General features: G+C 61.8%; 14 protein-coding genes. 3 read left to right on the top strand and 11 right to left on the bottom strand.

What is annotated here, in order from left to right:
• Positions 1-122 precede the first annotated feature (122 nt).
• The 6 genes from ACYQ8E_RS17305 to ACYQ8E_RS17280 all read right to left on the bottom strand — a co-directional run bounded on the left by ACYQ8E_RS17305 (position 123) and on the right by ACYQ8E_RS17280 (position 3,239).
• The gene (locus ACYQ8E_RS17305) at positions 123-1,499 is read right to left on the bottom strand and encodes a response regulator (RefSeq protein ID WP_066727902.1); all 1,377 of its coding nucleotides are present in this window, start codon (positions 1,497-1,499) and stop codon (positions 123-125) included.
• Positions 1,500-1,535: 36 nt separating this feature from the next.
• Entirely contained in the window at positions 1,536-1,733 is a 198-nt protein-coding gene (locus tag ACYQ8E_RS17300) for a hypothetical protein (RefSeq protein WP_459861608.1), read from the bottom strand.
• Positions 1,645-1,950, bottom strand: coding sequence for a chemotaxis protein CheW (locus tag ACYQ8E_RS17295; RefSeq protein WP_459861569.1), 306 nt, complete (start codon positions 1,948-1,950; stop codon positions 1,645-1,647). The genes ACYQ8E_RS17300 and ACYQ8E_RS17295 overlap by 89 nt, the downstream gene beginning before the upstream one ends.
• A complete protein-coding gene (locus ACYQ8E_RS17290; protein ID WP_066727904.1) occupies positions 1,947-2,372 on the bottom strand; it encodes a chemotaxis protein CheW in 426 nt (141 codons plus the stop codon). The genes ACYQ8E_RS17295 and ACYQ8E_RS17290 overlap by 4 nt, the downstream gene beginning before the upstream one ends.
• A gap of 100 nt (positions 2,373-2,472) precedes the next feature.
• Positions 2,473-2,958 carry a deoxyguanosinetriphosphate triphosphohydrolase family protein gene (locus tag ACYQ8E_RS17285; RefSeq protein WP_459861566.1) on the bottom strand — a complete coding sequence of 162 codons (486 nt, stop codon included), beginning with the start codon at positions 2,956-2,958 and terminating at the stop codon, positions 2,473-2,475.
• 14 nt (positions 2,959-2,972) lie between these two features.
• Positions 2,973-3,239 (bottom strand): hypothetical protein, encoded by a 267-nt coding sequence (locus tag ACYQ8E_RS17280; RefSeq protein WP_459861564.1) that lies wholly within the window; start codon positions 3,237-3,239, stop codon positions 2,973-2,975.
• Between ACYQ8E_RS17280 and ACYQ8E_RS17275 the strand changes: the two genes are divergently transcribed.
• Both ACYQ8E_RS17275 and ACYQ8E_RS17270 read left to right on the top strand, forming a co-directional pair.
• Positions 3,183-3,515 carry a hypothetical protein gene (locus tag ACYQ8E_RS17275; RefSeq protein WP_459861606.1) on the top strand — a complete coding sequence of 111 codons (333 nt, stop codon included), beginning with the start codon at positions 3,183-3,185 and terminating at the stop codon, positions 3,513-3,515. The genes ACYQ8E_RS17280 and ACYQ8E_RS17275 overlap by 57 nt on opposite strands.
• A gap of 401 nt (positions 3,516-3,916) precedes the next feature.
• Positions 3,917-4,297 carry a MucR family transcriptional regulator gene (locus tag ACYQ8E_RS17270; RefSeq protein ID WP_459861562.1) on the top strand — a complete coding sequence of 127 codons (381 nt, stop codon included), beginning with the start codon at positions 3,917-3,919 and terminating at the stop codon, positions 4,295-4,297.
• Between the two features lie 150 nt (positions 4,298-4,447).
• Here ACYQ8E_RS17270 and ACYQ8E_RS17265 read toward each other — a convergent pair whose 3' ends face one another.
• Positions 4,448-4,837 carry a DUF2914 domain-containing protein gene (locus ACYQ8E_RS17265; RefSeq protein ID WP_459861560.1) on the bottom strand — a complete coding sequence of 130 codons (390 nt, stop codon included), beginning with the start codon at positions 4,835-4,837 and terminating at the stop codon, positions 4,448-4,450.
• 133 nt (positions 4,838-4,970) lie between these two features.
• On the opposite strand from ACYQ8E_RS17265, the gene ACYQ8E_RS17260 reads away from it, so the two are divergent.
• Positions 4,971-5,753: a PilZ domain-containing protein gene (locus ACYQ8E_RS17260; RefSeq protein WP_066727908.1), complete on the top strand. Its 783-nt coding sequence runs from the start codon at positions 4,971-4,973 to the stop codon at positions 5,751-5,753.
• A 7-nt stretch (positions 5,754-5,760) separates the two neighbouring features.
• Here the strand turns inward: ACYQ8E_RS17260 and ACYQ8E_RS17255 are convergent, their stop codons facing one another.
• The 4 genes from ACYQ8E_RS17255 to secA all read right to left on the bottom strand — a co-directional run bounded on the left by ACYQ8E_RS17255 (position 5,761) and on the right by secA (position 11,592).
• Positions 5,761-6,951 (bottom strand): phosphopentomutase, encoded by a 1,191-nt coding sequence (locus ACYQ8E_RS17255; RefSeq protein ID WP_066727909.1) that lies wholly within the window; start codon positions 6,949-6,951, stop codon positions 5,761-5,763.
• Positions 6,948-7,619 carry a deoxyribose-phosphate aldolase gene (gene deoC, locus ACYQ8E_RS17250; RefSeq protein WP_066727910.1) on the bottom strand — a complete coding sequence of 224 codons (672 nt, stop codon included), beginning with the start codon at positions 7,617-7,619 and terminating at the stop codon, positions 6,948-6,950. The genes ACYQ8E_RS17255 and deoC overlap by 4 nt, the downstream gene beginning before the upstream one ends.
• A gap of 16 nt (positions 7,620-7,635) precedes the next feature.
• A complete protein-coding gene (gene argJ / locus ACYQ8E_RS17245) occupies positions 7,636-8,817 on the bottom strand; it encodes a bifunctional glutamate N-acetyltransferase/amino-acid acetyltransferase ArgJ (protein WP_066729849.1) in 1,182 nt (393 codons plus the stop codon).
• 78 nt (positions 8,818-8,895) lie between these two features.
• On the bottom strand, positions 8,896-11,592 hold the full coding sequence (gene secA, locus ACYQ8E_RS17240) for a preprotein translocase subunit SecA (protein WP_459861557.1): 2,697 nt from the start codon (positions 11,590-11,592) through the stop codon (positions 8,896-8,898).
• Positions 11,593-11,604 lie beyond the last annotated feature (12 nt).

Here is an 11,604-nt window from a genome sequence, read left to right as displayed (position 1 = left end):
CATGTAAGTCACAGTCCTTGACCACAAAAGAGTCGCTAGGAGCCGTCCGCCGGCCCAGAAAAGGAAATGGGGATTTTAGCAATCCCCATTTCTTCAGTCAACGCCATTGTCTGGCCCTCGCTTCAGGCCGTTTTTTTCTTGATTTTGCGAATTTCGTCACGGATCAGCGCCTCGGCCAGGTCGGGCACCACCTCCCAGGCTATCTTCTCCAGGATGCTGCCGGCAAGACGCTCGACGACGGCACCGGCGACCTTGGCAACGATCTTCTCCAGGTCGGCCTCGGAGAGGGAGGCGACGCGCTCCTCCACACCGACCGGTGCAGGTTCCGCAACAGGCTCAGCGGCAGGGGTCTTCGGCACTTCCGGTGCCGCCACCGTAACTGCCGGCGGAACGACGGGCTCCGGTTCCGGCTCTTCCGCGAGATCGAAGGCCCAGTCGTCGCTCTCGGCCGCCGCCGGCTCGGCAGTTTCGGTCGTTTCCTCAGCCGGGAACTCCCATGCTTCGGAGGCAGCCGCCATGGCGGTATCGGGCTCGTCGGCGAAGGGGTCCTCAATCTCCAGAGCCTCGGCGGCCTGCTCCAACGACTCTTCTTCGAAGAAAAACTCTTCCTCCGCGGAAGTCCCCTCGGTGGCCTGCTCCACCGCCTCTTCAACCGCGCTGGTGAACTCCTCGTTTTCCTCGTCAGTGAGCTCTTCGGCGTCGAGGATATCGCTCTCGTCGAGGGGCAGAATTTCTTCCTCGAGATCGCCCCAGTCGGGCTCCGCGGGCTTGGCGACCACGGTGGCTGCCGGGGGAGCAGGCGTGGCTGCCGGGGCAGGAGCTGCCGTCTCGGCTGCCACCGGCTCGGCGAAAAGGTCTTCCTCTTCGAACAGAAATTCCTCTTCGAGTTCCGGAGCCGCCGGCTGGAGGTCGTCCTCCTCAAAAGCGATGGACCCCCAGGGATCGTCAACGGGCGCAGCAGGACCCTCGGTAGCGGCGACCTCGACGGCTGTCGCGACTTCGGGCGCGTCAAAATCCTCCCAGTCGGAACCAGCCGACACTTCCTCGGCGGGAGGAGGAGCTGCCGCTACGGCGGCTGGCGTTTCCGGCGGGGGGGAGGGAGCCACGGGCGGAGTAGCCGCCGGAGCCGGTACGGCACTGAGGAGCTGCTCGACCCGATCGATCAGGGCCTGGGACTCGAAAGGCTTGGCGATCCAGCTTTCGGCGCCGCAACTGCGCGCCTTCTCCTCGTCAAACGGTTCGAAGGTGCCGCTCAGGAGCAGCACCGGAACCCCCTTGAGGTCGGGATCCTGTTTGATAGCGGAGCAGAGATCGTAACCGTTCTTGCCCGGCATAAAGACATCAGCAAGGATCAGGTCGGGATGAATCTCCCGGGCCTTCGCCAGAGCGGTATCACCATTATCGACGACTGTCAGTTCGTAGTCTTCGTTGGCAAAGGTGATGCCGATGACCTTTTGAATCGTGATACTGTCGTCGGCCAACAACAGTTTCTTGCTCATCCAGGCCTCCTTGCCCGCAAAAGGGGCATGCAAAAGCTAACGGGGAAGAGTCGCCAGCAATGCTCCAAGGTCGAGCAGCGGATACGTGTTCCCGTTGTAGACAAAACTCTTTTCCGCCGAAAAGCGGTCGCTCTCCGGTTCACATTCACCCAAGGTGCCCAATCGGCATTCGACAATCTGCAGAATCTGGTCGACCGGAAACCCGAAGGGACCGAACTCGCTCCCGCAAACCATGACATAGGGGCATCCCTCCCCGGAACCGAACCGACAGCAGTCCCGGCAAATCCAGGAGGGGCAGGACGTCGCCCTGATGGAGAAAAACCCCCTTGAATCCTGGCCGTATCAATGCCAGTGGGAAAAGCCGCGGTGCCAGCAGGATATGCCAGACATTCTCCAGCGACAGCGCAAACTGCTTCTCCCCAAGCCGAAGCAGAACCAGGCGGGGGGTCACGCTTCGCCCCTGAATTGTTCAAGTTGCGGGGCACGGCAGGCTTGCAGCACCTCACCCCGCCAGAGCGCCAGTCGCTGAAAGGTGGGAAGAACATCCCGCCACAACAGCTCCGGCAAGGGGCGATGTTCAAATTCGCTGGCCGGAAAGATGCCGTCGATATGTTCAACATACAATATCCACGGCTGCGGATTGCCACAGAGAACAACGCGGGCGCCAGCATCGGTATTCGCTTGGCTCAACCCTAATGGGCGGCGCAAATCAACCAGCAAAGACTCATCACCGGCAACGGCAGCAGGTGTCTCCGGCGTTGCTTCGCGAATCTCCACCAGGTCATCGATCGGCAGCACAAAGCCGATCCCGCCCAGACGAAATACCAGGTTCATTTCAGCAGAGTCGGTCATGCCCGAATCCTGGCTCAGCATCAAGCCACTCCCGCAAGCGGCAAACCGGCATCAAAAGTAGCATAGCCAAAGCCGGAGTGTCAAGCCTTCTGAAAGAGAAAAACCGAGAAGTTATGCCAAGTTAAAAGATCTTCCAGGTCTGGGGAAGAAACAGTCGCTGATAGAGATTCATGGCAAAGCGGTCCGTCATTCCGGCGATAAAATCGGCCACCGAAACTTCCCGGGGATCTCCGTCCAGAAATCGTCCCCCATGCTGCTCCAGCGCCTCGGGATGATCCATGAAAAAGCTGAAGAGTTCCTGCAGAATGCGCGATGCCTTTTCAAAATCCTCATGCACACTCCGCACCTGGTAGACATGCTCAAAGAGCCAGCTGCGCAGGGCCACGATCGCTTCGGCCACGGGCTCGGTGAGCCGGACGTCTGCGCCGCCACAGCCAAGAGAGGCCTCAATCATGTCGAGAACCATGGTATTGATCCGGCGTCCATGATCCAGTCCGAGCACTCGTGTAATCACTTCCGGAACCAGCGCGGGGCTGACCAGGCCGGCACGAACGGCATCATCCAGATCGTGGTTGACATAGGCGATGATGTCGGCAAGGCGCACCACCCGCCCCTCCATGGTTAAGGCAAGGGTCTCGGTAGACCTTCTGCAGCGGTCCACGCCCCTTGGAAAACGCCTCTGCGAACAGACCATCCAGAACCTCGGCGGTCAGATTCAGCCGGCCCTTCCCGTTCCAGGACGCTGACGACCCGGCCACTCTGGCGAACGTGGCGGAACCCGCCCGGCACCAAGGAATCGAGGACCCGCTCACCGGCGTGACCAAAGGGCGTGTGACCAAGATCATGCCCCAAGGCGATCGCTTCGGTGAGGTCTTCGTTCAGGGCCAAGGCCCGGGCGACCGTTCTGGCAATTTGCGCAACTTCGAGAGTATGGGTCAGCCGGGTCCGATAGTGATCCCCTTCCGGGGCAAGAAAGACCTGGGTCTTGTATTTCAGACGTCGAAAGGCCTTGCAATGCAGGATCCGGTCGCGATCGTGCTGAAAGACGGTACGAATGGGACAGGGCGGTTCCGGGCGAGCCCGACCGCTGCTGGCGCTGCTCAGGGCGGCCCAGGGGGCAAGAAACTGGCGTTCACGATCTTCTACGCTCGCGGATATTCATAAAGTCCGGAGCATATTGCCTTGATTGCCTGCGATGCTGCTACTCTATACCCTACCCCATTTCATTGTTGCAAATCAAAACACCGGAGCACCACAGCCATAAACACCGGATCACGACAATGAAAACACCCGCAAGCTCTCCTTCAATCACCTTTGAAAGTCAAAAGTAAAAAAAACCCCCCTTGGTTCATCAAAATTTCACGCATACTTACCTGTCAGGATTATCCCCCTACAAACTTTTTCTGCAGCAGATAACAGAAAACATCTGGGTGAGTTTGATAAAACCGGTACAAAATTTTTTGAATTTTTACTTTTATTATTGATTTATCCAAGAATTATTGTAATAGAATGAACTCTACAACAGCAGCTTCCCCGCATAACAAACAGACCAAGGAGGATATTCAATGGCATCACTTCTGAAAATGGCTACTGAAATCGTTTTGTCGATGGCCGCTTCATCCACCATGTCGAAGGAGGAACTTCTGGTAGTATTTCGGCATAAAGGCCTTGCAGCCATCGAGAAGGGCGAGTCCCTACCCGAACAGACCACTGAAGAGCCGACAATGCCCACCATTACGCGCAAAAAGGCATTCGGCAAAGACAAGATCACCTGCATGCTCTGCGGCAAAGAGATGAAGACCCTGGCGCGCCACCTGAAGACCGCCCACGACCTCAAGCCGGGCGAGTACCGCAAGCAGTTTGACATCCCCCGTACCCAGCCGCTGGGCAGCGCGGGCCTATTCGGAAAGCCGCCGGCAGATGGCGGTCGATCGCGGCCTCGGTGAAAACCTCGCCAAGGCGCGGGCGGCGCGGGGCAAAACCAAGAAAAAGAAATAGTATTGCCGCTTTGCACGATCCATCAAAAAGGCCGCCCGGGTAACCCCGGGCGGCCTTTTTGATGGATCGTTCGCGGGAGGCGGCTCCCCTCCTTTCGGCTACTGAATGGTGAAGGGGAGAACCTGCAGCACCGTTCCACCGGCATCCCGCACCTCAACCCGCCAGGCCCCGGTCCAGGCCGGGAGGATCTGCTTGGAACTCCAGGTCCGCCAGTTCCCGGAGTGGACCGGCAGTTCAACCCGGGCCATCTCTTCATCTCCGCGGAACCAGACATGGGTCACCGCCGTCGCATCGGTAGCTCCGACCAGTCGGGTATAGCAATAGAGGGTGCCTACCGTAGGCGGAAAGATCTCGGCGACGGCGACCGGGTTACGATCGACCACCTGGGTGGCAATCACCCCTTCGGCCACGGTCACACTGGAAAGGGCAGTCGCGGGGAAACTTCCGGCCAGCAGGATGGCGATCAACAACAGCGGCAACAGGCGCATGACGTCTTCTCCTCGGTTGGTGTCGTAAGTTACGGGTGGGCAAGGCCGGGCCGGTCCCGGGCTACGATTGCCCTTGACCCGGCCATTAGGATACCGTACATTTGGCGGGCTGAAAAGTACCCGGGAATACACCATGAAACGGATTCTGCTCGGCGACCGCCGGGAAAAACTTGTGGCCACCATCGAGATGATCCTCAAGCATTGGGGTTACCGCGTGATGGCGTCCTGCCAACCCGAGCCGCTGTCCCGGTTCCTGGCCGAAGTCCCTCCCGACCTGGTCATCCTCGGCAGCAACCTGTTGACGAGTAAAAACGCCCCCTTTACTGCGCAGGTAACGGACCAGGTCCGGGAGCGACAGCTTCCGCTGCTGGTTCTCACCGATGACGAAGAGCGGGACGACAACTTACCTCCCCACGAAACGATGACAGTCCCCCTCGACATCTTCCGACTCTTCACCCTGATCCAGGACCGCCTGGAAAGTACCCCGCGCCGCAACCTGCGCCTGAAAATCCAACTTCCCGGCATGTTCTACAGTGGCGGCGCACCGGTGATGGCCGAAGTTTTGAGCCTGAGCGCCTATGGCCTCTTCATCAAAACCGGATGCCGGGTCGACAACCTCGAACAACTTTCGGTGATCTTTCCTCTGCTCGGCATGCAGACCGAAATCGAGGTTGCCGGCAGGGTCCTTTACCGGGTCAAACCGGGGCCTGAAAACAACTATCTCCAGGGCGTCGGCATTGAATTTACCGACATCGCCCCGGAGACGGCGCAAACCATCCAGGACTTCATCGAAAGCCGGGTTCTCGAAGAGCTCGCCGAGAGCCATGAAGGGCCGCGGCATTTTGACCTCGCCCAACTCCAGGTTCACAGTCATCGTGATTTGAGCCTACGCGGTACGCCGGCAGACAGGCCCTAGGCGCACTTCAAACTACCAGCCCACACCCCGCCAGCTCGGCCAGAAAGCTCTCCCCTCCCCCCCGGCCAACCGTAAAGAATTCATCGAGAGTCGCGGCGACATCGGCAAAACTTTCCCGCACCCCGAGAGGCACACCAGCCACCATCCCGAGTCCCCAGGCCAGTACCGGTACCGCCTCGCGGCTGTGGTCGGTTCCCGGAGTGGTCGGGTCGCAGCCATGGTCGGCGGTCAGCAGCAGCAAATCCCCGCGCTCCAGTCGTCCCAACAGTTCCGGCAACCAGCGATCAAAAGCTTCCAGCGCCTGGCCAAAACCGGCCGCATCCTGGCGATGGCCGTAGAGCATGTCGAAATCGACCAGATTGGTAAAGATCAGGCCACCCTGGCACCGGTCGAGGGCAGCCAGGGTTTTTCCCATGCCGTCGGCATTCCCCTTGCTGGGCTGCCCCTCGCTGATCCCCCGCCCGGCAAAGATGTCCGAAATCTTCCCGATCCCCAAGACCGGCAGACCGGCCGCCTGCAAACGGTCGAGGAGTGTTTCGTCACCAGGCGGCAGCGAAAAGTCGCGGCGCCCGGCAGTGCGCTGGAAGGTTACAGCTTTGTCGCCGCGGAAGGGGCGGGCGATCACCCGTCCAATCCGGTAGGGGTCGAGGATCCTGCGCGCCACACGGCAGATTTCATAGAGCTGCGGCGGCGGGATCACCGCTTCGTGGGCAGCGATCTGGAAGACCGAATCGGCGCTGGTATAAACGATCGGCCGGCCACTGCGCAGGTGCTCCTCGCCGAGGCGCTGCAGGATTTCGGTACCGCTGGCGGCGCAATTGCCCAGGGGGTCGAGACCGGTCGCGCGGCGGAAGGCGGCGATAATATCTGGAGGGAAACCGTCGGGGTAGGTCGGAAAGGGCTGCGGCTGGATAATGCCTGCCAGCTCCCAGTGGCCCGTAGTCGTATCCTTCCCGGCCGACTGTTCCAGCATGCGGCCGAAGCCGGCCCGGGGCGCTGCAACAGGCGGCACCCCAGGAAGATCGAGGAGATTGCCAAGTCCCAGCGACTGCAGGTGGGGGAGATAGAGGCCGCCACAGGCGGCGGCGACATGCTGCAGCGTATTGGCCCCGGCGTCACCGTAGGCCGCCGCATCCGGAAGGGCCCCGATGCCGACGCCGTCGAGGGTAATCAGCACGGCCCGGGAAGGGTGGGTCACTGGCACCCTCCCAGGCTGGCCTGCCAACCGGCCACGATGGCTATCCCGGCACTGGTGCCGATGCGGGTCGCCCCGGCAGCGAGCAGGGGCTGACAAGCGGACCAGTCGCGAATTCCGCCGGCAGCCTTGACCTGGATCCGGCCGGCGGCGGCAGTCACCAGCAACCGGACATCGTCCAGAGTTGCCCCGCCGCTGCCGAAGCCGGTCGAGGTCTTGACATAGGCGGCCCCGCCCGCCACCACGCAATCGACCAGGGTCCGTTTCTGATCGTCGCCCAGGTAGCAGCACTCGATGATCACCTTGACGACGGCGCCGCGGGCGGCGCGGACCACCTGCCGGATCTCTTCAGTCACGGCGTCGAAGCGCCCCTCGCGAACGGCGCCGAGGTGAATCACCATGTCGATCTCGCCGGCGCCGGCGCTCACAGCCGCGGCGGCTTCCGCCGCCTTCTGGGCTGGCGGCTGGTAGCCGAGGGGAAATCCGACCACCGTCGCCACCGCGACCCCGGAACCGTACAGGAGATCCGCCGCCTGGGTCACGTAGACGGGGGGAATGCAGACCGCAGCAAAACCGTACTCCACCGCCTCTTCGCAGAGGCGGTGGATATCCGCTGTCGTTGCAACCGCTTGAAGCAGGGTATGATCGATGAAGGGCGCGGGGGAAGTCATGGTTCCAGATGCGGGCTCAGGTGCGGTAGGACGCGTTGATCTTGACGTAGTCGTAGGTCAGATCCGAGGTGTAGTAATCAGCGCTGCCGTCGCCAAGCTGAAGATCGACGGTGACGGTAAACTCGGGCTGTTTGAGAACCCTGGTCGCCTCCGCTTCGAGTTCCTTGCCGGTACCGAGTCCATTTTCGACAACAGCAACCTGGTCGAAGCGGATCGCGACCCGGTCGGGATCAACCTCCGCCCCCGAGTAGCCGACCGCGGCGATGATCCGCCCCCAGTTGGCATCCTCGCCGAAAAAAGCGGTCTTGACCAGGCTGGAGGTGGCGACGGCCACCGCGGCCTGACGGGCCTGGGCCGCGTCCCGGGCACCCTGCAGGTGGATCCGGACCAGCTTGGTCGCCCCCTCGCCGTCGCGCACGATCATCTTCGCCAGGTCGAGCAGGATCTCGTCGAGCAGATGCTGGAATTCCGCCGCCTCCGGCGTTCCGGCGACGATCTCCGGCGTCTCGGCCATGCCGTTGGCGAGGATCAGGACCATGTCGTTAGTCGAGGTATCGCGATCGACGGTGATGCTGTTGAAAGAGCCATCGACCGCGCGACGCAGCGCCTGGTCGAGGAAGTCGGGCGCCACTTTGGCATCGGTGAGGACAAAAGCGAGCATGGTCGCCATGTTCGGATGGATCATCCCCGCGCCCTTGGCAAGGGCAAGCAGGGTGTAGTCCCGCTCGCCGGCAGAGCCCCGGGCGGCGACCAGCTTGGGAAAGGAATCGGTGGTCATGATCGCCGTGGCAACCGCTGCCGCACCGGAGTCGTCCAGCGCGGCGACCAGGGGCGGAATCCCGGCGGTAAAGCGCTCCATCGCCAGCGGTTGGCCGATCACCCCGGTGGAAGAGACCGCCACCAGTTCTTCGGCGATGCCGAGTGCCTGCGCCGCGAGGCGGCCACAGGCGATGGCGTCGCGCAGGCCGGCCTCACCGGTGCAGGCGTTGGCATTGCCGCTATTGACGAGGATCGCCTGGCACTGTCCGGAGCGAACCCGCGGTGAGGTCACCAGCACCGGCGCCGCGACCACCTTGTTGGTGGTGAAGACCCCGGCGCTCGTTGCCGGCACCGCCGAAACGATCAGTCCCAGGTCGAGCTTCCCCGACTTTTTCAATCCCGCCGCCTGCGCGGCAAACCGGAATCCCTTGACTTCGATCCGCTCGTCCCTGTCCATCGCTGTCACTCCGCTTCGCGAGGGGAACCACCCTGCCGTTCCCGATATAAGGCTGAAACGCTACTGCCCACAGCACTTCTTGTACTTCTTGCCGCTGCCGCAGGGGCAGGGGTCGTTGCGCCCGACCTTCTCCTCCTCGCGGGTCACCGGCTTGGCCGGCTGATCGTCCCCGCCGGCCCGGTTGAGGACGACCCGCCGTTTACGCTGTTCCGCCTCCATGCGCTCGACATCGTCCTCGCGGGCGAGCTGGATGCGGAACAGCTTGTTGATCACCTCGAAGCGAATCCGCCCCATCATCGCCATGAAGAGCTCGTAAGCCTCGCGCTTGTACTCCCCCTTGGGATCGCGCTGGCCATAGCCACGCAGGCCGATCCCCTCCTTGAGATGATCGATGGAAAGGAGATGGTCTTTCCATTGCAGGTTCGATCCGCTACTCGCCAGCAGCAGGACCTTCATCAGGTGTTCGAGAACCGGGGTGGTGAACTCCTCTTCGCGCTCGGCAAAGCGGCGCTCGACCTGGGAGCGGAGGTCCGCCTCCAGATCCTCCCGGGTCAGGCTGCGGTCGGGTTCGGCGGGGAGAGTAACCGGAAAGGAAAACTGGCCATGGAAATCCTCGGCCAGGGCATCCCAGTTCCAGTCGGCCGGCAGGGTCTTTTCGGGGCAGAAGGTCGCCACCATGTCCTCGATCGCTTCGCTGATGATCCCCGTCACCGTTTCGCGAACGCTCTCCCCGGCGAGCACTTCGCGGCGCTGGGTATAGATCACCTCGCGCTGCTTGTTCATGACATCATCATACTCGATGAGGTGCTTGCGGATTTCGAAGTTGTGTCCCTCGACCTTCTTCTGGGCATTCTCGATCGCCTTGGAGATCATGCCGTGCTCGATCGGTTCCCCTTCGGGGATGCGCAGTTTCTCCATGACGAAGGCGACGCGGTGCGAGCCGAAGATCCGCAGCAGGTCATCCTCGAGGGAGAGGTAGAAGCGGCTCTCCCCGGGATCCCCCTGACGCCCGGAACGTCCGCGCAGCTGGTTGTCGATACGCCGCGACTCGTGGCGCTCGGTGCCGAGGATATAGAGCCCGCCCGCCTCCAGCACCGCGGCTTTCTCGGCGGCGCATTGGGCACGGAACTTTTCGAGCGCCGCCGGGAAGGCAGCTTCCGGATCCTCGGCGGTGGCCGCTTCGCGCCGGGCCAGCATCTCGGGGTTGCCGCCGAGAACGATGTCGGTACCGCGGCCCGCCATGTTGGTGGCAATCATCACCGCCCCCTTGCGGCCGGCCTGGGCGACGATCTCCGCCTCCTTTTCGTGGTGCTTGGCATTGAGAACGGTATGCGGGATGCCCCTTTTCTTGAGCATCTCCGACAGCTCTTCGGACTTTTCGATGGAGATCGTCCCGACCAGGGTCGGCTGCCCCTTGGCGTGGCGCTCGACAATATCTTCGATCGCCGCCTTGAACTTCTCCCGTTCAGTCTTGTAGATCACGTCGGACTGGTCAATTCGGACCATCGGCCGGTTGGTCGGGATGACCATGACCTCGAGCTTGTAGATCTCGGAAAACTCGGCCGCCTCGGTATCGGCGGTACCGGTCATCCCGGAGAGTTTTTCGTACATGCGGAAGTAGTTCTGGAAAGTGATGGTCGCCAGCGTCTGGTTCTCGCTCTCGATCTTGACCCCTTCCTTGGCTTCCACCGCCTGGTGCAGGCCGTCGCTCCAGCGCCGCCCGGGCATCAGCCGGCCGGTGAACTCGTCGACGATCATCACCTCGCCGTCCTTGACCACGTAGTCGACATCGCGCTTGAACAGGGCATGGGCCTTGAGCGCCTGGTTGACGTGGTGCAGGGTCTCGATGTTGCGCGGCTCGTAGAGGTTTTCGATGCCGAGCAGCTTTTCCACCCGGCTCACCCCCTCTTCGGTGAGGGTCGCGGTTTTGGCCTTCTCATCGACAGTGAAATCGCCGGTATAGGTCTTCTGGGTCTGGCCGAGCTTGCCGTCCCGGTTCTCGATGATCTCCCCCTTCTTGAGCATGGGGATGATGCGGTTGACGGTGTAGTAGAGCTCGCTCGAAGCCTCCGAGGGGCCGGAGATGATCAGCGGGGTACGCGCCTCGTCGATGAGGATGGAGTCGACCTCGTCGACGATGGAGAAGAAGAAGTCGCGCTGCACGTAGTCGGCGAGATCGAACTTCATGTTGTCGCGCAGGTAGTCGAAGCCGAACTCGTTGTTGGTGCCGTAGGTGATGTCGCAGCCATAGGCCGCCTTGCGCTGCGCATCGGTGAGGCCATGGACGATGCAGCCGACGGTGAGGCCGAGAAAGCGATGGATCTGCCCCATCCAGTCGGAGTCACGCTTGGCCAGGTAATCATTGACGGTGACGACGTGGACCCCTTTGCCGGCGAGGGCATTGAGGTAGGATGGCAGGGTGGCGACCAGCGTCTTCCCCTCCCCAGTCTTCATCTCGGCAATCTTCCCCGAATGAAGGACCATGCCACCGATCAGCTGGACGTCGAAGTGGCGCATGCCGAGCACCCGCTTCCCCGCCTCCCGCACCACGGCAAAGGCTTCCGGCAGCAGGTCGTCGAGGGTCTCGCCCGCGGCCAGGCGGGCGCGGAATTCGACGGTCTTGCCGCGCAGACCGGCATCGTCAAGGGCCGCCATCGTCTCTTCGAGGCCATTGATCCGGGCGACGATGGGCTGCAGACGTTTGAGTTCACGATCGTTTTTGCTGCCGACAACTTTTCTGACCAGACTTCCGATCATCGATATCACTCC

This window comes from Desulfuromonas carbonis (assembly GCF_054658035.1).
The sequence above is the reverse complement of the archived record's forward strand: the minus strand, read 5'-3'. Positions and strand labels throughout refer to the sequence as shown.

Excerpts from the sequence above, each read along its gene's own strand:
- ACYQ8E_RS17270 (WP_459861562.1), top strand. The coding sequence starts at position 3,917 with ATGGCATCACTTCTGAAAATGGCTACTGAAATCGTTTTGTCGATGGCC.
- ACYQ8E_RS17305 (WP_066727902.1), bottom strand. The coding sequence starts at position 1,499 with ATGAGCAAGAAACTGTTGTTGGCCGACGACAGTATCACGATTCAAAAG.
- secA (WP_459861557.1), bottom strand. The coding sequence starts at position 11,592 with ATGATCGGAAGTCTGGTCAGAAAAGTTGTCGGCAGCAAAAACGATCGT.
- ACYQ8E_RS17290 (WP_066727904.1), bottom strand. The coding sequence starts at position 2,372 with ATGCTGAGCCAGGATTCGGGCATGACCGACTCTGCTGAAATGAACCTG.
- ACYQ8E_RS17300 (WP_459861608.1), bottom strand. The coding sequence starts at position 1,733 with ATGGTTTGCGGGAGCGAGTTCGGTCCCTTCGGGTTTCCGGTCGACCAG.
- ACYQ8E_RS17265 (WP_459861560.1), bottom strand. The coding sequence starts at position 4,837 with ATGCGCCTGTTGCCGCTGTTGTTGATCGCCATCCTGCTGGCCGGAAGT.
- deoC (WP_066727910.1), bottom strand. The coding sequence starts at position 7,619 with ATGACTTCCCCCGCGCCCTTCATCGATCATACCCTGCTTCAAGCGGTT.
- ACYQ8E_RS17260 (WP_066727908.1), top strand. The coding sequence starts at position 4,971 with ATGAAACGGATTCTGCTCGGCGACCGCCGGGAAAAACTTGTGGCCACC.